The organism is Variovorax paradoxus (genome assembly GCF_040544635.1).
GTDB lineage: Bacteria > Pseudomonadota > Gammaproteobacteria > Burkholderiales > Burkholderiaceae_C > Variovorax > Variovorax paradoxus_R.
Genome location: NZ_JBEPKJ010000008.1, coordinates 193,926 through 214,019 on the forward strand (window position 1 = coordinate 193,926; position 20,094 = coordinate 214,019).

The 20,094-nt window shown below is 67.8% G+C and carries 15 protein-coding genes and 1 pseudogene; 9 read left to right on the plus strand and 7 right to left on the minus strand.

Features of this window, described 5'->3' with window-relative positions; translation table 11 throughout:
• Positions 1 to 172 precede the first annotated feature (172 nt).
• Complete coding sequence (locus ABIC94_RS15455) at positions 173 to 1,150, plus strand: Bug family tripartite tricarboxylate transporter substrate binding protein (RefSeq protein WP_354373883.1); 978 nt, start codon at positions 173 to 175, stop codon at positions 1,148 to 1,150.
• A complete protein-coding gene (locus ABIC94_RS15460; protein WP_354373884.1) occupies positions 1,143 to 2,234 on the plus strand; it encodes an NAD/NADP octopine/nopaline dehydrogenase family protein in 1,092 nt (363 codons plus the stop codon). Before ABIC94_RS15455 ends, ABIC94_RS15460 begins: the two co-directional genes overlap by 8 nt.
• Here ABIC94_RS15460 and ABIC94_RS15465 read toward each other — a convergent pair.
• From ABIC94_RS15465 to ABIC94_RS15475, 3 genes are read right to left on the minus strand one after another with little or no spacing between them, the layout of a single operon-like run.
• Positions 2,229 to 2,828 (minus strand): peroxidase-related enzyme, encoded by a 600-nt coding sequence (locus tag ABIC94_RS15465; protein WP_354373885.1) that lies wholly within the window; start codon positions 2,826 to 2,828, stop codon positions 2,229 to 2,231. The two genes, ABIC94_RS15460 and ABIC94_RS15465, sit on opposite strands and share 6 nt — an antisense overlap.
• The gene (locus tag ABIC94_RS15470) at positions 2,828 to 3,346 is read right to left on the minus strand and encodes a CMD domain-containing protein (protein WP_354373886.1); all 519 of its coding nucleotides are present in this window, start codon (positions 3,344 to 3,346) and stop codon (positions 2,828 to 2,830) included. Before ABIC94_RS15470 ends, ABIC94_RS15465 begins: the two co-directional genes overlap by 1 nt.
• Positions 3,347 to 3,377: 31 nt before the next feature.
• Positions 3,378 to 4,853 carry an NAD(P)/FAD-dependent oxidoreductase gene (locus tag ABIC94_RS15475; protein WP_354373887.1) on the minus strand — a complete coding sequence of 492 codons (1,476 nt, stop codon included), beginning with the start codon at positions 4,851 to 4,853 and terminating at the stop codon, positions 3,378 to 3,380.
• Between the two features lie 141 nt (positions 4,854 to 4,994).
• On the opposite strand from ABIC94_RS15475, the gene ABIC94_RS15480 reads away from it, so the two are divergent.
• The 6 genes from ABIC94_RS15480 to ABIC94_RS15505 all read left to right on the plus strand — a co-directional run bounded on the left by ABIC94_RS15480 (position 4,995) and on the right by ABIC94_RS15505 (position 16,342).
• Positions 4,995 to 6,671 carry an alpha-amylase family glycosyl hydrolase gene (locus ABIC94_RS15480; protein ID WP_354373888.1) on the plus strand — a complete coding sequence of 559 codons (1,677 nt, stop codon included), beginning with the start codon at positions 4,995 to 4,997 and terminating at the stop codon, positions 6,669 to 6,671.
• A gap of 5 nt (positions 6,672 to 6,676) precedes the next feature.
• Positions 6,677 to 8,848, plus strand: coding sequence for a 1,4-alpha-glucan branching protein GlgB (gene glgB, locus ABIC94_RS15485; RefSeq protein ID WP_354373889.1), 2,172 nt, complete (start codon positions 6,677 to 6,679; stop codon positions 8,846 to 8,848).
• 4 nt (positions 8,849 to 8,852) lie between these two features.
• Entirely contained in the window at positions 8,853 to 10,931 is a 2,079-nt protein-coding gene (gene glgX / locus ABIC94_RS15490) for a glycogen debranching protein GlgX (RefSeq protein WP_354373890.1), read from the plus strand.
• 88 nt (positions 10,932 to 11,019) lie between these two features.
• Positions 11,020 to 12,318, plus strand: a complete 1,299-nt coding sequence (gene glgC / locus ABIC94_RS15495; protein ID WP_354373891.1) for a glucose-1-phosphate adenylyltransferase — start codon at positions 11,020 to 11,022, stop codon at positions 12,316 to 12,318.
• Between the two features lie 17 nt (positions 12,319 to 12,335).
• Positions 12,336 to 13,817: a glycogen synthase GlgA gene (gene glgA / locus ABIC94_RS15500; RefSeq protein ID WP_354373892.1), complete on the plus strand. Its 1,482-nt coding sequence runs from the start codon at positions 12,336 to 12,338 to the stop codon at positions 13,815 to 13,817.
• Positions 13,818 to 13,858: 41 nt separating this feature from the next.
• A complete protein-coding gene (locus ABIC94_RS15505; RefSeq protein ID WP_354373893.1) occupies positions 13,859 to 16,342 on the plus strand; it encodes a glycogen/starch/alpha-glucan phosphorylase in 2,484 nt (827 codons plus the stop codon).
• A gap of 48 nt (positions 16,343 to 16,390) precedes the next feature.
• On the opposite strand, the pseudogene ABIC94_RS15510 reads toward ABIC94_RS15505, so the two are convergent.
• Positions 16,391 to 16,833: pseudogene (locus tag ABIC94_RS15510) on the minus strand (Lrp/AsnC family transcriptional regulator).
• A gap of 131 nt (positions 16,834 to 16,964) precedes the next feature.
• Between ABIC94_RS15510 and ABIC94_RS15515 the strand changes: the two are divergent.
• The gene (locus ABIC94_RS15515) at positions 16,965 to 17,867 is read left to right on the plus strand and encodes a DMT family transporter (protein ID WP_354373894.1); all 903 of its coding nucleotides are present in this window, start codon (positions 16,965 to 16,967) and stop codon (positions 17,865 to 17,867) included.
• 31 nt (positions 17,868 to 17,898) lie between these two features.
• Here ABIC94_RS15515 and ABIC94_RS15520 read toward each other — a convergent pair whose 3' ends face one another.
• The 3 genes from ABIC94_RS15520 to dapB form a co-directional block, all read right to left on the minus strand.
• Positions 17,899 to 18,378, minus strand: coding sequence for an ExbD/TolR family protein (locus ABIC94_RS15520; protein WP_354373895.1), 480 nt, complete (start codon positions 18,376 to 18,378; stop codon positions 17,899 to 17,901).
• Between the two features lie 20 nt (positions 18,379 to 18,398).
• Positions 18,399 to 19,100 (minus strand): MotA/TolQ/ExbB proton channel family protein, encoded by a 702-nt coding sequence (locus ABIC94_RS15525; RefSeq protein WP_354373896.1) that lies wholly within the window; start codon positions 19,098 to 19,100, stop codon positions 18,399 to 18,401.
• 96 nt (positions 19,101 to 19,196) lie between these two features.
• Complete coding sequence (gene dapB / locus ABIC94_RS15530; protein WP_354373897.1) at positions 19,197 to 20,045, minus strand: 4-hydroxy-tetrahydrodipicolinate reductase; 849 nt, start codon at positions 20,043 to 20,045, stop codon at positions 19,197 to 19,199.
• Positions 20,046 to 20,094: the final 49 nt, after the last annotated feature.

A 20,094-nucleotide genomic window follows, 5' to 3' on the forward strand; every position in this document is an offset into this window, starting at 1 on the left:
AGGAGCCCGGCTCGGAGCGGCCGGGGAAGGCGGATTATCGCGCCCGGACGGCCCCCTGGCCGCCAGACTCTAGACTTGAGGCACGCAACCTGCATGTTGCGCGGGCCGTGTCCGCCCTGGCCCGCCCCTGGAGCCCGCCCCCGGGCATGTTTTTCGCACCGCCTGGAACGCCATGAAACTGCTGCTGAAACACCTAGCCCTGGGCCTCGCGGCCGCCGCCAGCCTTGCCGTGCTGCCGCTCCATGCGCAGCAGAACAACGACAAGCCGCTGCGCATCGTGGTGCCCTTCGCCCCCGGCGGGGCGCAGGACGTGATCGCCCGCTACCTGGGCGCCAAGCTCACCGAGAAGCTCGGCGGCAGCGTCATCGTCGACAACAAGGCGGGCGCGGGCGGCATCCTGGCGGCCGACGCGGTGGCCAAGGCGACCGATAGCGCCACGGTGCTGCTGGCGACCGGCGGCGCCATCACCGTCGCGCCCCATCTGCAGGCCAAGCTGCCCTACGACCCGGTGCACGATCTCGCCCCTGTGGCCCTGGTCGGCGACACGCCCATGACCGTGGCCGTGCGCACCGAAAGCCCCTACAAGACCCTGGCCGACGTGCTGCGCGACGCCAAGGCCAAGCCGGGCCAGGTGACCTATGCCTCGACCGGCAACGGCACGGTGTCGCACCTCACGGGCGCGCTGCTGGCCCAGGCGGGCGGCGTGAACCTGCTGCATGTGCCGTACCGCGGCGCGGCGCCGGCACTGACCGACCTGCTGGGCGGACAGGTGGCGCTGATCGTTACCAGCGCCGCCTCCATCGAGCCGATGGTCGCAAGCGGCAAGGCCCGCGTGCTCGGCACCTTCTCGCGCGCGGCCCTGCCCAGCCTCGGCACGCCGCCGACGGTGGCCGAAGCGACAGGCCTCGCCGGCATGGATGTGCCGGTCTGGGTCGGCGTGATGGCACCCGCGCGCATGCCGGCGGCCAGCGTGGAGAAGCTCTCCGCGGCGCTGGTCGAGGTGTGCAACCTGCCGGAAACGAAACAGCGTTTCGCGCAACTGGGCGCGGTGAACACCTGCGGCGGCGGCGCGGCACTGGCCAAGGTCATTTCGGAAGACAGCCAGCGCTGGGCGAAGGTCATCAAGCAGGGCGGAATCAAGGTTGACTGAGGCAGCGGGAGAGCGCTTGCGCGTCGGCATCGCGGGCACCGGAGCGATTGCGCTCGCCAGTGCGGCATGGCTGCGACAGGCGGGCCACGGCGTCATGCTCTGGTCGCCGGGCGGCCAGGGCGCCGAGGCTCTGCGCACGCAGCCATTGGAAGCCGGTGGCGTGCAGCCGTGCACCGTGACGGTCGAAGTCGCCGACGATGCGGAGCGGCTTTGCCTCGCGTCGGAGGTGCTGCTGCTCGCACTGCCGGTCAACGGCCACCGGCGCGTGATGGATGCCTTGCTGCCCTTTCTGCGCGACGGGCAGACGGTGATCGTCAGCTCGATGGCATCGCTGTCTGCGCTCTATCTCCATGAAAGCGCGCGGCGCGCAGGCAGGCGGATCACCGTCGCGAGCTTTGGCACCACGGTGCTGACCGCGCGCCGGGAGTCGGGCACGCAGGTCAAGGTGATGACGCGGCGCAAGGCGGTCGGCGTGTCCGCCCTGCCGGGCGCGAACCTCGCGCAGGCCCTCGCCCTGTGCTCCACGCTGTTCGGCGACGGCTTCTTCCCGCAGGAAAACACGCTCGCCAGCGCGCTCGCGAACGTCAATCCGCAGTCCCATGGGCCGCTCGCCGTCTTCAACTGGACCCGCATCGAGCGCGCCGAGAACTGGCCGCAGTACCACTGCATGACACCCGGCGTGGCCCGCGCGATCGAGGCGCTGGACCTGGAGCGGCGCGCCGTGGCCAAGGCCTTCGGCATCGAACTCGGCCCCATCGAGGACCATTTCGCGCGCTCCTTCGGCACGGCATCGGCGCGGCTCGAAGACATCGCGGCCGAGCTGCATGCCAAGCGCGGCGGCCCGCCCGGCCCCGTGCGCACCGACACGCGCTACGTGACCGAAGACATGCCCTACGGCCTGGCTTTCGTGGAGGCGCTGGGGCGGATTGCCGGCGTGCCCACGCCCGCGACGCGCACCATCGTGGACGCTGCCTCGCTGGTCAGCGGCATCGACTTCAGGCAGCAGAACGACCTGCTGGAGCCGCTGAATTTGGCCGGTGATTTGGCCGGTGAAACCGTCGCCGGGCTGCTCGCCCGCCTATGACGCCGCCGTTGCAGACGGAAAGACCGGCTCGCCCAGGTTGAGCATCAGCCGGTTGGCCCAGGCAAAAAGCGCCACCGAGTGAATCAGGTCGAGGATCTCGAGCTCGGTCAGCCCCGCTTCTTTCAGCACTCGCACGTCCTCGGCCGATACCTTGTCGGGCTCGGCGCCGAGACGGATCGAAAACTCCACGATGGCTTTCTCGCGCGCCGTGGTGCCCGCGGAAGCCGGCTCATCGAACACCTGCGAGATCACGTCGTTGCGCTTGGCGAGCTGCTCGAAGCGCTGCGCATGCACCGAGGCGCAATACACGCAGCCGTTGACGCGCGACTCCACGGTGGCACCCAGCTCGCGTTCGGCCCGCGGCATGCCGCCCGGCGCGAACATGATCGCGTTGAAGGCAATGGAGCGCTGCAGCAGCATCTCGGGTTGGTGCGCCAGCACCAGGAAGTAAGGCGACGTGCGTGCCTGCGGGCTCATCTCGTCGAGCGCGGCCAGCTGGGCCGGCGTGGCCGCGGCGACATCGACCGGGTCGAGCCAGGGCTTCCAGCTCAGCACTTCGTTGGTAAAGCCCTTGATGCGGATCGGCATGGTCATCACACGGCCTCCGCGGCGGCCAGCGCCTGCAGGCCCGCGACCACGCGAACCTGGTAAGAAAGAAAGGCGATCAACTGGCCCAGCGCGACGATGGCGGGTGTCGACAGGCCCGCGTCGGCCAGCGATTGAACCGCGGCCTTGTCGCCCTCGATGGGGCGCTCGATCAAGCTGGCGGTGAATGCCAGCACCGTGCGCAGGCGCGCATCCGCTACCGGAACACCGCTTCCCACGGCAGCGATCAGCTCGCGGTCCACGCCCTCGGCCAGCAAACGCTCGCGGTAGTGCGCGGCGAGCGTCGCGGCTTTCGAGACACCGCAGGCCTGCAGCGCGACCAGCAGGCGCTCGGCCACCGAAAGGCCCTCGACCGAGGGCGAGAACATCGCGTCGTAGCTGCCCTGCGTGGCCGCCACGACCTTGTCGCGCTGCAGCCGCAGCATGCGGGTGGCCTGACTTGGCGCCAGCGGCACCGTGGCGTCGATCACGTCGACGGCAGGAGATGAGTCGTAAGAAGTTGTCATGCGATTCGATGAAAAAAGATGATCTGCGATTTCAGCTGCGTTCATCGGGCGGCGGCGCGGGCACCCATTCGTCGCCGAACAGCTCCGGCTCGCTGTAAGCCTCGAGATTTGCAAAGTGGTGCTCGAAATCTTCGCGATAGAACAGGCTGGCGATGCCGCCCGCGAGCCGCCTGGCGCCATCGCTGATCGCGGGAATGTCGCCCGACACCGTGCCGTGCGACAAGGCCGCCGGATAGCAAAAGCAATGGATGCGGTCGAGCCCCGGGCATTCGCCCGCCGTGCGCTGCTGGAATTCGAACACCGGGCCGAGGTCGGGCGAGTCGGCCAGCTCCTGGTCTTCGTTGCCGGGTGCGGGAACGAAGCGGTTCCCCCATGTGCGCACATGCGGCGCGATGGCGTCGAACTCGGGCCGGCTGCCCCAGTCGACCTTGAAGCCGGTGGACACGATGAGAAAGTCGAACACGAAATCGCCCTTGGGCGTGGCCACCCGCATCGACGAACCCCGCGGCTCGATCGAAAGGACCGGGCAGCCGAAATTGAAGAATGCGTTCGGATGCCGCGACACGCGCAGCGTGCTGCCGTGCGGCGGCGGCACGTTCGCCACGTTGATGTAGTGGCGGATACGCCACTTGAGTTCATCGGGCAGGTCGTAGTGGCCCTGCGTCAGGCCCGGCACGCCGGCGCCCTTGCCTTTGTTGACACGCGGCAGGTCGGGCCGGCGGATCAGCAGCTCGACGCTGTGCGCGCCGGCCTCCAGCGCGGTGCCCGCGCTGTCCATGGCCGAGGAGCCCGCGCCGACGATGCCGACCCGCAGGCCGGCCAGCCTGGCGTAGTCCATCTCGTCGGACGAGTGGGCCCATTGCGAGCGCGGCAGTGCGTTGACGAAAGCGGGAACGGCGGGGCCGCCGAGCCCGTCGCGCCCCGTGGCAAGAACGACGCGGCGTGCCAGCACGCGCTGCGCTCCGGCCGGGGTGCGCAGGTCCAGCCGCACCGCGCGCGCATCGGCCAGCGGATGAATGCCGGTCACGGCCGTGTCGTTGCGCACGTCCACGTTCATCACGCGGCGGTACCAGCGCAGGTAGTCCATCCACTGAAGGCGCGGGATCTTGTCCATCAGGCCCCAAGCCTCGGCACCGAACTGCGCCTCGAACCATGCGCGGAAGGTCAGCGCAGGCAGGCCCAGCGCGGGACCGGTGAGTTCCTTGGGCGAGCGCAGCGTCTCCATGCGCGCGGTGGTGGCCCACGGGCCTTCGCTGCCGGCGGGCGATCGGTCGAACACCACCGCGCGGATGCCCTGCTGCGCCAGGGCCGCGGCGGCAGCGAGCCCCGCCTGTCCCCCGCCGATGATGGCCACGTCCAGCACCGGCTCGCCCGCGTGTTCGCGAACGGGCATCCAGGAGCGCGCGGGCCAGCCGAGGCATTCGAGGTCCTTGGCGAGCCGCTGCTCGAGCGCGGCAAGGCCTTCTGGCGACGGGGAAAGTGCGAGGGAAGCGGGGTCGGTTGTCATCTTGCGGAACGGGACGGGAGCGGGGTTCACATGAAACCCCTGCCCAGTGTAGAAAGCTTTTCGAGTGTGACCGGAGCGGCCCATGCATGGACCGGGCCCGGATCTCGCATGCCACAATGATTTTCAGACCACAGGGGCAGCATGCGCAGCAATCACAGCAGCAACAGCGAATGGTGGCGCGGCGCGGTGATCTACCAGATCTACTCGCGCAGCTTCATGGACAGCAACGGCGATGGTATCGGCGACCTTCCCGGCATCACCTCACGGCTCGAGCACGTGGCGGGGCTCGGGGTCGATGCGATCTGGGTGTCGCCTTTCTTCCGATCGCCGATGAAGGATTTCGGCTACGACGTGTCCGACTACCGCGACGTCGACCCGATCTTCGGCACCCTGGCCGATTTCGACGAGATGCTGGCGCGCGCGCATGCGCTGGGCCTGAAGATCATCATCGACCAGGTGCTTTCGCATACGTCCGACCAGCACGCCTGGTTCGCCGAAAGCCGCTCGAGCCGCGACAACCCCAAGGCCGACTGGTACGTGTGGGCCGACCCGCGGCCCGACGGCACGCCACCCACCAACTGGCTCTCGGTATTCGGCGGCCCGGCATGGCAGTGGGACTCGCGCCGCCGGCAGTACTACCTGCACAGCTTCCTCAAGGAGCAGCCCGACCTCAACTTCCATTGCGCCGAGGTGCAGGAGGCGCTGCTGGGCGAAGTGCAATTCTGGTGCGAGCGCGGCGTCGACGGCTTCCGCTTCGATGCCTGCAACCACCAGTTTCACGATGCGTTGCTGCGCGACAACCCGCCGGCCAGCGCCGCGTCGGTGGACGAGGTCAGCACCGTGCGGGCCGACAACCCCTATGCGATGCAGCAGCACCTCTACGACAAGAGCCAGACGGAAAACCTGCTCTTTCTCGAAAGCCTGCGCAAGCTGCTCGATGCCTACGGCGCGGTCGCGCTCGGCGAGGTGGGCGACGAGAATGCGCCGCCCGTCATGGCGCAGTACACCGAATTGGGCCGGCGCCTGCACCTGGCCTACAGCTTCAGCCTGCTGACGGCCGACCACAGCGCCCAGCACCTGCGCCACCAGGCCGAGACGCTCGACCATGCACTGGCCCCCACGGGCGGCTGGGGCTGCTGGGCCGTGTCGAACCACGACGTGCCGCGCGTGGCCACGCGCTGGAGCAACGGCGACCCCGACGACACCCGGCGCGACCGGCTCTGGCTCACGCTGCTGCTCACGCTGCGCGGCAGCGCCAGCATCTACCAGGGCGAGGAGCTCGGCCTGCCGGAGGCCGAGGTACCGTTCGAACTGCTGCAAGATCCGTACGGCCGCGCCTTCTGGCCCGAATTCAAGGGCCGCGACGGCTGCCGTACGCCCATGCCATGGAAGGCTGACGCGCTCCATGCGGGCTTCACCAGCGGCGCGCCCTGGCTGCCGGTTGACGGCCGCCACTTGCCGCTGGCCGTCGACCGCCAGGGCAGCGACCACTATTCGATGCTCGCATTCAGCCGCGCGCTGCTGCACTGGCGCCGCAGCCAGCCGCTGCTGCGCACGGGCGGCATCGCCTTCTTCGATGCACCCGAGCCGGTGCTGTGGTTCGAGCGGCGCGAGGGGAACCAATCGATGCAGGCCGTCTTCAATCTGGGAGGCGAGCCCGTATCCGTCGCGCTGCGCGAGGCGCTCGAGCCGCTGAAGGAACATCCGCATTCGTCGCCGGCCGTGGCAAGCGTGCAGGCCGACGGCGAAAGGCGCATGCTGACGCTGGCGCCCTATGGTGTCTTTTTCGGTCGACCCGCTGGCGAAGAACAAGTTTGAAGAACATGCCCCCGATGCTGCTGCCCGAACGCGAAGTCCGCGCCTTGATGCGCGCCGAACACGACGATCCGTTCGCGGTGCTCGGGCCCCACGAGACACACGACGGCCTGCAGGTGCGTGCGCTGTTGCCCGGTGCCCAGAGCGTGGCCGTGATGCACACGCGCACCGGCTGGCCGCTGGCGATGCTTGCCCGGCAGGAAGGCTCCGATATCTTCGCGGGCCTGGTGCCGGCAGCGGAGGCGCTCCTGGGCTATTCGTTCCAGGTCGACTGGGGCACGCACACGTCGCGGCTGGAAGACCCCTACCGCTTTCCGTTCGTGCTCGGCGAAACCGACGTGTGGCTGCTGGCCGAGGGCACGCATTTGCGGCCCTGGGAGCGGCTGGGCGCGCACCTGCGCGAGGTCGACGGCGTCAAGGGCGTGGCCTTTGCAGTGTGGGCGCCGAACGCACGGCGCGTGTCGGTGGTCGGCGACTTCAACAACTGGGACGGCCGGCGCCACATGATGCGGCTGCGCCGCGAGTGCGGTGTGTGGGAAATCTTCGCGCCGCAGGTGGCCACGGGCGACAGCTACGAATTCGAGATTCTCTCGGCGCAAGGCGAGGTTCTGCGCAAGGCCGACCCCTTCGCATTCTCTTCGCGCCTGCGGCCCGAGACCGCCTGCGTGGTCGCACCGCTGCCCGCGCCGGTGACCATGCCGCCCGAACGCGCCGCCGCCAACGGCCGCCATGCGCCGATGAGCATCTACGAAGTGCACCTGGGCTCATGGCGCCGCAAGAACGGGCACGAATGGCTGGACTACCGCGATCTGGCCGACACGCTGGTGCCCTATGCGCGCGACATGGGCTTCACGCACATCGAGCTGCTGCCGATCAGCGAGCATCCGTTCGACGGCTCTTGGGGCTACCAGCCCATCGGCCTGTATGCGCCCACCTCGCGCTTCGGCACGCCCGGCGACTTTCGGCATTTCGTCGAGGCCGCGCACGCCGCGGGCCTGGGCGTGATCCTCGATTGGGTGCCCGCGCACTTTCCCACCGATGCGCACGGCCTCGGCCGCTTCGACGGCACCGCGCTCTACGAATACGCCGACCCGCGCGAAGGCTTCCACAACGACTGGAAGACGCTCATCTTCAACTACGGGCGCACGGAGGTGCGCAACTACCTGGTTGGCAATGCGCTGTATTGGCTCGAGCGCTATGGCGTGGACGGCCTGCGCGTCGATGCGGTGGCCTCCATGCTCTACCGCGACTACAGCCGCAAGCCCGGCGAGTGGGTGCCCAACGCCTATGGCGGACGCGAGAACCTCGAAGCCATCGATTTCCTTCGGCGCATGAACCACGTGGTGGGCGTCGAGCGGCCTGGCGCGGTCACGCTGGCCGAGGAGTCGACGAGTTTTCCGGGTGTGACCCGGCCGCCGGAAGACGGCGGGCTGGGCTTCCACTACAAATGGAACATGGGCTGGATGAACGACACGCTGGCCTATGCCGGTATCGACCCCGTGCATCGCAAGCACCATCACCAGCAGATCACCTTCGGGCTGATGTATGCGCACAGCGAGAACTTCGTGCTGCCGCTGTCGCACGACGAGGTGGTGCACGGCAAGGGCTCGATGTTCGGGCGCATGCCCGGCGACGAGTGGCAGAAGTTCGCGGGGCTGCGCAACCTCTATGGCTACCTGTGGGCTTATCCGGGAAAGAAGCTGCTCTTCATGGGGAGCGAGTTCGCGCAGGTGGCGGAATGGAACGCCGACCGCAGCCTGGACTGGCACCTGCTAGAACATCCGATGCACCAGGGGGTGCGCCGGCTGGTGCGCGACCTCAACAACGTGTACCGGCACTTCCCTGCCCTGTACGAGCTGGACACCGAAAGATCCGGCTTCGAGTGGATCGTGCACGACGACTCGGACCAGTCGGTGTTCGCCTTCGTGCGCAGGGCCCGCGACGGCTCGTTCGTCGTGGCGGTGTGCAACTTCACGCCATTGCCGCGGCATGGCTATCGTCTGGGAGTGCCCGCGGCGGGCACGTACCGCGAAGCCATCAACACCGATGCCGCGGTGTACGGCGGCAGCGGCGTGGGCAATGGCGTGGTCGAGAGTTCATCGACGCGCTGGCACGGCAAGGATCATGCAATCGAGATCAGCGTGCCGCCCTTGGCCACCGTGATGTGGGTTGTGGCTTGAAACGATGCTGAATACGGGCTCCCCCTTTCCCCTTGGCGCGACGCTCTCGCCGCACGGCGTGAACTTTGCGCTCGTGGCGCCGAATGCCGAGACTGTCGAGCTTTGCCTGTTCGACACGACGGGTCGCAACGAGCAGCAACGCATCCGGCTGCCCGCCTTTACCGACGGCGTCTGGCACGGGCTGCTGCCGAGCGGGCGCGCCGGGCTGGTCTACGGCTTTCGGGTGCACGGCCCGTGGGCGCCGCACAAGGGGCAGCGGTTCAATCCCGCCAAATTGCTGCTCGATCCGTATGCGCGCGAGATCGTCGGCACATACGACGGCAGCGATCTGTTCCTGGGGCATGACCCCGCCAACCCGGACCAGCGGAACACGCGCGACAACGCCGCCGTGGCGCTCAAGGCACGCGTGGCGGCAGCCGGTGGTATTTCGCCATCGCCAGGCCACGCCCGCATTCCGGCCGGCGAACGCGTGCTGTACGAATTGCATGTACGGGGACAGACCCGGCTGCATCCGGCCGTGCCCGCCGCATTGCGCGGCACCTACGCCGGCCTGGCCGAACCCGCGGTGCTGGACCACCTGCAGGGCCTCGGCGTGACCACGCTGAGCCTGATGCCTGTGCAGCACCGCGCCGACGAGCAGCGACTGCTGGCCATGGGCCTCGGCAACTACTGGGGCTACAACACCATCGGCTGGTTCGCGCCCGAGACGCGCTACTGGAGCGGCCGCGCCGGCACCACGCCGGCGAGCGAATTCCGCGCCATGGCCGACGCGGTGCACGCGCGCGGCATGGAGCTGGTGATCGACGTGGTCTACAACCACAGCGCCGAAACCGACGAGTTCGGCCCCACGCTCTCGCTGCGCGGCATCGACAACGCGCTGTACTACCACCTGCGCCCCGATGACCGCGCGCTCTACGCCAACTGGACCGGCTGCGGAAACTGCCTCAACCTTGCCGAGCCCCGCGTGCTGCAGCTGGTGATGGACAGCCTGCGCTATTGGGCGTGTGAACTCGGCGTCGACGGCTTCCGCTTCGACCTTGCGCCGGTGCTGGGGCGCGGCGCCGATGGCAATTTCGATTCGCGCGCGCCCTTCTTCGCGGCCATGGCGCAAGACCCCGTGCTCTCGCGCACGCTGCTGATCGCCGAGCCCTGGGACATCGGCGCCGGCGGCTACCGTTCAGGCGAATTCCCGTCGGGCTGGCTCGAATGGAACGACCGCTACCGGGACACGCAGCGCGGCTTCTGGCTGCGGCAAGGGCGCGAAGGCGCAACGGGACTCGGCGATTTCGCGCACCGCTTCACCGCATCGAGCGCGCAATTCGCAAACCATGGCCGCGCGCCCACCGCCAGCGTCAACTTCATCACGGCGCATGACGGCTTCACGCTGCGCGACCTGCTCTGCTACGAAGAACGGCACAACCTGGCGAACGGCGAGAACAACCGCGACGGCCATGCACACAACCTGAGCAACAACTGCGGGATCGAAGGGCCGAGCGACGACCCCGCCGTGCTGGCCGAGCGCAACCGCCTGCAACGCGCGCTGCTCGCCACCCTGCTGCTTTCGCAAGGCACGCCCATGCTGCTGGCCGGCGACGAGCTCGGCCACAGCCAGCAAGGCAACAACAACGCCTATTGCCAGGACAACGAGACCACATGGCTCGCGTGGATCGGCACGCACGAGCCTGCCAGCGAAGCCGCCCGCCTGAGCGCTTTCGTCGCGCGGCTCATTGCCCTGCGCCGCGAAGCGCCCGCGCTGCGCAGCACGCGCTGGTGGCCGGCCAACCCGCCGGACGGCGCGGCGGGCATCCGCTGGCTGCGGCCGGACGGCGGGCCGATGCAGGAAACCGACTGGAGCCACGGCACGGCCCTTGCAATCCTTTTCGAAGCCGCTGCAACGGATGCGACGGCCTGGCTGGTGCTGGTGAATGCGGGGCCCGAAACCGTTTCCTTCACGCTGCCTTCCGGCGCCTGGCGGTGCCGGCTCGCGACCGACTCCGTGCTGGACACGGGCGCCGAGCCGCAGGCAACCCGTGCCGGCACGGTAGAAGTGCCTCATTCGAGCCTCTGGATTGCAAGAACGTAGGAGCCAGCCGCCCGGCACGGTGCTAGGCTGATTGCGGAAACTCTGACGACGACGACGAGACGAACCCGACAACAAACGGAGACTCAGGATGGACAACCACAGCACGCCGCAAGCGCCCCTGCAGGCGCATCAACTGGTCCGCCGCACCATCGCCCTGGTACTGGCCGGCGGCAGGGGCTCCCGCCTCAAGCAACTGACCGACCGGCGAGCCAAGCCGGCGGTGTACTTCGGCGGCAAGTTCCGCATCATCGACTTCGCGCTTTCGAACTGTCTCAACTCGGGCATACGGCGCATGGCGGTGGTCACGCAGTACAAGTCGCATTCCCTCATGCGCCACCTGCAGCGCGGCTGGAGCTTTCTGCGCGCCGAGCTCAACGAAATGGTCGACGTGCTGCCCGCCCAGCAGCGCACGGGCGACGAGCACTGGTACCGCGGCACGGCCGATGCGGTGTTCCAGAACCTCGACATCATCCAGACCCGCTCGACCAAGCACGACTACGTGGTGGTGCTGGCCGGGGACCACATCTACAAGATGGACTACTCGATCATGGTCAAGGACCATGCCGAGCGCGGCCTGGGCTGCACGGTCGGCTGCATCGAGGTGCCGCGCATGGAAGCCACGGCCTTCGGCGTGATGGCCATCGACGACGGGCGCCAGATCACCGCCTTTCTCGAAAAGCCGGCCGATCCGCCCGCCATGCCGGGCCATCCCGATGTGGCGCTGGCCAGCATGGGCATCTACGTGTTCGACTCCGAATACCTCTACCAACTGCTCGAGGAAGACGCCGCCAACCCCGACTCGAGCCACGATTTCGGCAAGGACATCATTCCGCGCGCCGTGGCGCAGGGCCGTGCGCTGGCGCATCCGTTCGGCATGTCGTGCGTGACCCGGGCCTCGCGCGGGCCCGGCGCCAAGGCCTACTGGCGCGACGTGGGCACGATTGATGCATTCTGGGCAGCCAACCTCGATCTGGCCTCGATCACCCCCGAGCTCGACATCTATGACACAGACTGGCCCATCTGGACCTACCAGCGGCAACTGCCGCCGGCCAAGTTCGTGCTCGATCGCGACGGCAAGCACGGCATGACCGTCAACACCATCGTCTCGGGCGGCTGCATCGTCTCGGGCTCCAAGGTCAGCAGTTCGGTGCTGTTCTCGGGCGTGCGCATCCATTCGTTCTGCGAGATCAACGAGGCCGTGCTGCTGCCCGACGTGGAGGTCGGCCGCGGCTGCAGGCTCAACCGCGTGGTGATCGACCGCGGCTGCGTCATCCCGGACGACATGGTGATCGGCGAAGACGCCGAGGCCGATGCCGCGCACTTCGAGCGCACCGAAACCGGCGTGGTGCTGGTCACGCGCGAAATGCTCAAGCGACTGGCTGCCTGAGACCGCACCGCCCCACGATGCGAATACTCCAGGTCAGCGCCGAACTCTTTCCCCTGCTCAAGACCGGCGGCCTTGCCGACGTGGCGGGCGCCTTGCCGATCGCCCTCATGGCCGCCGGGCAAGACGCGCGGGTGCTGCTGCCGGGCTTTCCGGCCATTGTGGCCGGGGTGCGCGACCTGGCGCTGGTGGCGGAGTTCGCGGCGCCGTGGGGCGAACGCTTCGCCCTGCGCGCGGGCCGCATCGCCAGCGACGGCAACCCGCCGATTGCCGCTTACGTGATCGATGCGCCGGCGCTGTACGACCGGCCCGGCAACCCGTACGAAGACGCCACGCGCCAGCCCTACGGCGACAACCATCGCCGATTCGCATTGCTGGGCTGGGCGGCGGCGCAGCTTGCAGAGGGGCTCGACCCCACGTGGCAGCCCGAGGTCGTGCATGCGCACGACTGGCATGCGGGCCTGGCACCGGCTTACCTGCACTTTGCGCGGCAGGCCGGTGCGCCCCGCGTGGGCAGCGTGTTCACGGTGCACAACCTGGCCTACCAGGGCATTTCGGCGCCATGGAGCTTTGCAGACCTCGGCCTGCCCGCGCCGGCGTTCCACATGAACGGGCTCGAATACCACGGGCAGGTGTCGTTCATGAAAGGCGGCCTCTACTTTGCAGACCGACTGACCACCGTGAGCCCGACCTACGCCCGCGAGATCCAGACGCCCGAGCAGGGCTTCGGGCTCGACGGCCTGCTGCGCCTGCGCGGTGACGTGCTCACGGGCATCCTCAATGCGGTGGACGACAAGGTCTGGAACCCCGCCATCGACCCGGCGCTGGTGCAGGGCTATCACGCGCCCGAAGGCCGCCACATGGCCGGCAAGGCGCGCTGCAAGGCGGTGCTGCAGCATCAGCTGGGCCTGGCCGTGCGCGCCGACGTGCCGCTCTTCATTCTCGTGAGCCGGCTCACCGAGCAGAAGGGCCTGCATCTGGTGCTCGGCGGCCTCGATACGCTGCTGGCCGAAGGCGGCCAGCTTGCGTTGCTGGGCAGCGGCGAAGCCTGGCTCGAAGAAGCGTTTCGCCAGCGTGCGGCAGCCGCGCCCCAGTCGGTCAGCGTCACCATCGGCTACAACGAATCGCTGGCGCACCAGCTCTTCGGCGGCGGCGATGTGACGCTGGTGCCGTCGCTCTTCGAGCCCTGCGGCCTCACGCAGATGTACGGACTGAAATACGGTAGCCTGCCGCTGGTGCGCCGTGTGGGCGGCCTGGCCGATACTGTGGTCGACTGCACGCTCGAAGACATGACCAGCGGCGACGCCACCGGCTTTGTTTTCGGCCATTTCGACGCCGCCGACTACCACCGCGCGCTGCGGCGCGCCTTCGCTCTTTACCAGCGCGCGCCTGACTGGCGCCGGGTGCGCGGCAATGCCATGCGGCGCCCGGCAGACTGGGCCACCGCGGCCGCTCAATACATCGAGGTGTACCGGCAAGCGCTCGAGCCTGCGGCCGCCTGATTGCGCCACGGCGCACAACCCACAACTCTTTATCGAAGCCCATGACCATCAAAGACTTCGCTTACGACCATCCCGACCGCGACGTGGCCGCCTTCAAGCGCGCAGTCGCCAACAAACTCATCTACGCCGTCGGCAAAGACCCTGTGGCCGCGAGCCAGGACGACTGGCTGATTGCCACCTCCATGGCGGTGCGCGACCAACTGGTCGAGCGCTGGATGGCGACCACGCGCGCCAACTATGCGCAGGACCTGAAGCGCGTCTACTACCTCTCGATGGAGTTCCTGATCGGGCGCACCTTCACCAATGCGCTGCTGGCGGTCGACCTCTACGACACGGTGCGCGACGCGCTGGCCGACTTCGGCGTCGACATGGCGGCGCTGGCCGAGCGCGAGCCCGACGCGGCGCTCGGCAACGGCGGCCTCGGCCGGCTCGCGGCCTGCTTTCTCGACTCGATGGCCACGCTCGGCGTGCCGGGCATGGGCTACGGCATTCGCTACGAATACGGCATGTTCCGCCAGCGCATCGTCGACGGCCAGCAGGTGGAAACGCCCGACTACTGGCTCACACGCGGCAACCCCTGGGAGTTTCAGCGGCCCGAGGTGAACTACCGCGTGCGCTTCGGCGGCCATGTGAAAAAGCGCGAGGGAAAGAACGCGCCCTACGGCGCGGCCGACTGGGTCGACACGCACGACGTGCTGGCCGTGGCCTACGACACCATCATTCCGGGCTACGGCACGCAGGCCACCAACACGCTGCGGCTGTGGTCGGCCCGCGCCACCGAGGAGATCGATCTCTCGGCCTTCAACCGCGGCAACTACATGGCGGCGGTGGAGAGCAAGAACCACTCCGAGAATGTTTCGCGCGTGCTCTACCCCGACGACTCCACGTCCTCGGGCCGCGAGTTGCGGCTGCACCAGGAATATTTCTTCTGCAGCGCAAGCGTGCAAGACCTGCTGCGGCGGTACCTCCGCAACCACAAGACCTTCGACCAACTGGCCGACAAGGTGAGCATTCACCTGAACGACACGCACCCGGTGCTCGCGGTGCCCGAACTCATGCGCCTGTTGCTCGACGAGCACGGCCTGGCGTGGGACGTGGCCTGGGCCCACACGCAGAAGGTGTTCAGCTACACCAACCACACGCTGATGCACGAGGCGCTGGAGACCTGGCCGGTCGAGATGCTGGGCCGCATCCTGCCGCGGCATCTGCAGATCATCTACGACATGAACGCGAAGTTTCTCGCGGCCGTGACGCAGAAGGCCGGCAACGACGTCGAGCTGCTGCGCCGGCTCTCGCTGGTCGACGAGGCAGGCGAGCGCCGCGTGCGCATGGCCTATGTGGCAGTGCTCGCGAGCCATTCGATCAACGGCGTGTCGGGCCTGCATTCGGAGCTCATGAAGCAATCGATCTTTGCCGACTTCGCGAAGATCTTTCCCGAGCGCTTCAACAACAAGACCAACGGCGTGACGCCGCGGCGCTGGCTTGCGCAGGCCAACCCGCCGCTAGCGAGCCTGTTCGACCAGCGCCTGGGCAAGGGCTGGCGGCGCGACCTCTCGCAGCTGGAGGCGCTGCGGCCGATGGCGGGGCAGCCCGCCTTTGCGCGCGCTTTCCGGCATGCCAAGCGAGAGAACAAGCTGCGCCTGGCCAACTGGGTGGAGCAGCACATGAACATCGTGCTCGACACCGACGCGATGTTCGACGTGCAGGTGAAGCGCATCCACGAATACAAGCGGCAGCTGCTCAACGTGCTGCACGTGATCACGCGCTACCACCGCATCCTCGATGCGCAGGCGGCGGGCGAAGCCATCGACATGGTGCCGCGCGTGGTGGTGTTCGCGGGCAAGGCCGCCTCGGCCTACCAGATGGCGAAGCTCGTGATCCGGCTGATCAACGACGTGGCGACCACCATCAACAACGACAGCCGCGTCGGCAAGCTGCTGAAGGTGGTGTTCCTGCCGAACTACAGCGTGAGCCTGGCCGAGGTGATCATGCCTGCGGCCGATTTGTCGGAGCAGATCTCGACGGCGGGCACCGAGGCTTCGGGCACCGGCAACATGAAGTTCGCGCTCAACGGCGCGCTCACCATCGGCACGCTCGACGGTGCCAACGTGGAGATGCGCGACAACGTGGGCGCGGAGAACATCTTCATCTTCGGCAACACCACGCCGGAAGTGGCCGACATCCGCGCGCACGGTTACCAGCCGCGTGACATCTACGAAGAAAACGCCGAGCTCAAGCGCGTGCTCGATGCGATTCGCGATGGCGCGTTCTCCCACGGAGAGCCTGCGCGCTATCAAGGCATCTATGACGCGCTCGTGAACTGGGGCGACCACTACCTGCTCTTGGCCGACTACGCGAGCTACGTCGCGAAGCAGGCCGAAGTCGATGCGCTGTACCGCGACGCTGATGCATGGACGCGCATGGCCATCCTGAACGTGGCGGGGATGGGCGCGTTCTCTTCGGACCGCACCATTGCGCAGTACGCGCATGAAATCTGGCACACCAAGCCGGTGGTGCTCGGCTAACCCGGCGCAGCGCTGGCCGGTGCCTCGGCCGCTGTCTCGGCCGATGCCTCAGCCGATGCGCAGCGGCGGCGCCCGCCGGCGTATCGGCTGCGACTTGACGATGGCCGTGTGCGTCTCGGCCTTGTCGACGATGCGGTCCAGCACCTGGTCGAGCTGCTCGATGGATCGCACGAACAGGCGCGCGATGTAGCAGTCTTCACCGGTGACCTTGTCGCACTCGCTGAATTCGGGCGTGTTTTCGATCAGTGCCTGAACGGCATGCAGATGGCCGGGCAAAGGACGGATGCGAACGATGGCCTGCAGCTGATAGCCCAGCGCCTTCGGGTCGATGTCGACCGTGTAGCCGCGAATCACGCGACGCTCTTCGAGCCGGCGAAGGCGCTCCGAGACGCTCGGCGAAGACATGCCGACCCGGGCCGCGAGGTCTTTCAGTGAAATGCGTGCGTCCTGCTGCATGACTCGAGAATCTTTTGTTCGACTTCGTCCAGCATTTCAGATCCTTTGGAGGCATGGCGGCTTTGCCTTGTTTTCATAGCCTCGAATAGATTTTTCCCTTCGGAAAATCATAGGCCTTGCGCTCCTTCGGTGGCAACCTGAGGCTTGCTTCACACAAACTTCGGTCATGCAAAGACAACTGCGGGGCGCGCTCGAAATGAGCGCGGCGATGGTGATCTCCGGAACCATCGGATGGTTCGTCGTGCGCTCCGGCCAGCCGCTGGTCGACTTGCTGTTCTGGCGCTGCGCCTTCGGGGCCGCCACGCTGCTTGCGGTGTGCGCCGCGCTCGGGCTGCTTCGCAGGCGCTTGCTGACGCTGCGCGTGGTGGCGCTGGCAGCCTTGGGCGGTGCGGCGCTGGTGCTCAACTGGCTGCTGATCTTCGCGTCGTTCTCGCACGCGTCGATCTCGATTGCCACGGCGGTCTACAACACCCAGCCGTTCATGCTGGTGGGTCTTGGCGCCCTGTTCTTTTCAGAGCGGCTGACGGCGGCCAAGCTGGCGTGGCTCGGCATCGCGTTCGCGGGCGTGCTGCTGATTGCCGAGGCCAAGCCGGGCGGCGGCACGGGCGGTACTTCGTATTTCCTCGGCATCCTGATGGCTTTGGGGGCCGCATTCTTCTACGCCATTGCAGCCATCGTTGCGAAGCAGCTCAACGGCACGCCGCCGCACCTGATCGCGCTCGTTCAGGTCTGCGTGGGCATCGTGCTGCTGGCGCCGTTCGCCAACCTGGCGCAACTGCCGGAGGACGGCGCCGTGTGGGGCACGCACCTGGCCATGGGGGTTGTCTACACGGGGCTGGTCTTCACGCTGCTCTACGGCGCGATCCAGAAGCTGCCGACGCACATGGCCGGCGCACTGTCGTTCATCTATCCGGTGGTGGCGATCGGCGTGGACTATGTCGCCTTCGGCCAGCGGCTGCATCCCGCGCAGCTTGTCGGCGCTACCGCCATTCTGCTGGCCGCCGCGGGCATGACGCTGGGCTGGACACTGCCGGGCCTGAAGAAGCGCGAAGCATCGGCGCCCGATTGAACGGGCTGATCAACCGGCCGGCCTTCTTGCGTCAGCGCGAATTCGGCGGTGCCGGATTCGCGGTGGGTGCGTCCGTCACGAACCCGATGCGGCTCAAGCCTGCCTTGTTCGCAATGCCCATCAGCGCCACCACCTTGCCGTAGGGCACGGTCTGGTCGGCGCGCAGCTGCACTTCGGTGTCCTTGCTGTCCGTCGCGGCTTTCTGCAATCGATCGGCCAACTCTTCATCGGTAACCGCCAGGTCGTTGAAGAAGACCTTGCCCGATGAATCGACCGACACGCTCACGAACTTGGGCGTGTCGTTGGGCTGGCCGGCATCGGTCTGCGGCAGATCGAGCTTGATCGAACTTGCCATCAGCGGTGCGGTGATGATGAAGATCACCAGCAGCACCAGCATCACGTCGACCAGCGGCGTGACGTTGATGTCGGACAGCGGCCGCTGTCCGCCGGCGCCCGTCGCACGTCCACCGCCAGCGGCACTGCTGCCTAGCGAGGTGCGACCGAAGGCCATGGTGCGTGTGCCCTGTTCGACTAGGCCGAAACCGGCATCGGCCGTGCGGGCGGCGGCGCGGCAGGGGCCGGCGCGCTGCCGAAGCTGCCGAGCAGGTCGTGGGCAAAGCCTTCGAGCTCGGCCTCGACGCGGCCGATGACGCGGCCGAACACGTTGTAGGCCAGCACGGCCGGAATGGCCACGGCCAGGCCGAAAGCCGTCATCACCAGCGCCTCGCCCACCGGGCCCGCCACCTTGTCGATGGTGAAGCCGCCCGTCTGGCCGGCAATGCCGGAGAGCGCACCGTAGATGCCCCACACCGTGCCGAGCAAGCCGACGAAGGGCGCCGTGGCACCGACCGTGGCGAGCAGGATCTGGCCGGACTGCAGGCGGCGCAGCGCGCCATGCAATGCCTCGCGCAACACCCGCGTGAGGCGCTGATTGCGGTCGCCCGTGGCACCGAGCGTTGCACTGTTGACATCCGCGGCCGCGTTCTTGATGGCGCTCACCGCCGGCAGCACCAGGGTTGCCCGGTCAAAAGCCTTGAGCCGCTGCTCCGCGTCGGCCAGCGTGGCCGACTGCCAGAACGCCGCAATGCTGCGCAGCACGTCGCGCGTGCCGCCGCGCAGCAGCCAGGCTTTCCAGAGAATGACGACCCAGCTCGAGATCGACATCGCGAGCAGTAGCGCGGCCACCGAGCGGCTGACGCCGTCGCCCTGGGTCAGCAGTTCGAGCACGCTCATCGGTTGCGGCCGCCGCCGGGCCGCCCCAAGGCGAGCCGCGCCTCACCCACGGGGGGTGGCGAAACACACGAAGTGGTAAGCCGGGGGGCCGTCATTTCAGCGCAGGCCGAGCACGTCGAACATGTCGAACAGGCCCGACTTCTGCCCAGCCAGGAAGCGCACGGCGCGCAGCGCGCCCTGTGCGTAGGTCACGCGGCTGGCCGACTTGTGGGTGATTTCGATGCGCTCGCCGGTGCCGGCGAACAGCACGGTGTGGTCGCCCACGATGTCGCCGCCGCGGATGGCGGAGAAGCCGATGGTGGAAGGGTCGCGCTCGCCGGTGATGCCTTCGCGGCTGTAGACGCCGCATTCCTTCAGGTCGCGGCCCAGCGCTTCGGCGATGACTTCGCCCATCTTGAGCGCGGTGCCCGAGGGCGCATCGACCTTGTGGCGATGGTGCGCCTCGATGATCTCGATGTCGTAGCCGGTCGACAGTGCCTTGGCCGCCATTTCGAGCAGCTTGAAGGTGACGTTGACGCCCACGCTCATGTTGGGCGAGACCATGATCGCGATGTCCTTCGAGATCTCGGCGATTTCGGCTTTTTGCGCGTCGCTGAAGCCGGTGGTGCCGATGACGGCCTGCACACCGAGTTCGCGGCAGATGGCCAGGTGCGCGAGCGTGCCTTCGGGGCGCGTGAAGTCGATGAGCACCTGGGCATCCTGCAGGCCGGTGCGCAGGTCGGAGACGATTGGCACGCCGCTCGTGAAGCCGAGGAAAGCGGCCGCATCGGCACCGATGGCGTCGCTCTCCGCCCTGTCGAGCGCGCCGGCAAGGCGGCAATCCTGCGCCTCGCGCACGGCCTCGATCAGCATGCGGCCCATGCGGCCCGAAGCCCCCGCAATGGCGATGCGCCGCAAGGCGGGCGTGGAAGACTCGGAAATAGGAGAAGAAATGGATTCAGTCACGCGGATTCAGCCTTCGAAATTGGGCATGGGGACCTGCACGCGCCCGCCT

Excerpts from the sequence above, each read along its gene's own strand:
- ABIC94_RS15455 (WP_354373883.1), top strand. The coding sequence starts at position 173 with ATGAAACTGCTGCTGAAACACCTAGCCCTGGGCCTCGCGGCCGCCGCC.
- ABIC94_RS15465 (WP_354373885.1), bottom strand. The coding sequence starts at position 2,828 with ATGACCATGCCGATCCGCATCAAGGGCTTTACCAACGAAGTGCTGAGC.
- ABIC94_RS15470 (WP_354373886.1), bottom strand. The coding sequence starts at position 3,346 with ATGACAACTTCTTACGACTCATCTCCTGCCGTCGACGTGATCGACGCC.
- ABIC94_RS15475 (WP_354373887.1), bottom strand. The coding sequence starts at position 4,853 with ATGACAACCGACCCCGCTTCCCTCGCACTTTCCCCGTCGCCAGAAGGC.
- ABIC94_RS15480 (WP_354373888.1), top strand. The coding sequence starts at position 4,995 with ATGCGCAGCAATCACAGCAGCAACAGCGAATGGTGGCGCGGCGCGGTG.
- glgB (WP_354373889.1), top strand. The coding sequence starts at position 6,677 with ATGCCCCCGATGCTGCTGCCCGAACGCGAAGTCCGCGCCTTGATGCGC.
- glgX (WP_354373890.1), top strand. The coding sequence starts at position 8,853 with ATGCTGAATACGGGCTCCCCCTTTCCCCTTGGCGCGACGCTCTCGCCG.
- glgC (WP_354373891.1), top strand. The coding sequence starts at position 11,020 with ATGGACAACCACAGCACGCCGCAAGCGCCCCTGCAGGCGCATCAACTG.
- glgA (WP_354373892.1), top strand. The coding sequence starts at position 12,336 with ATGCGAATACTCCAGGTCAGCGCCGAACTCTTTCCCCTGCTCAAGACC.
- ABIC94_RS15505 (WP_354373893.1), top strand. The coding sequence starts at position 13,859 with ATGACCATCAAAGACTTCGCTTACGACCATCCCGACCGCGACGTGGCC.
- ABIC94_RS15515 (WP_354373894.1), top strand. The coding sequence starts at position 16,965 with ATGCAAAGACAACTGCGGGGCGCGCTCGAAATGAGCGCGGCGATGGTG.
- ABIC94_RS15520 (WP_354373895.1), bottom strand. The coding sequence starts at position 18,378 with ATGGCCTTCGGTCGCACCTCGCTAGGCAGCAGTGCCGCTGGCGGTGGA.
- ABIC94_RS15525 (WP_354373896.1), bottom strand. The coding sequence starts at position 19,100 with ATGAGCGTGCTCGAACTGCTGACCCAGGGCGACGGCGTCAGCCGCTCG.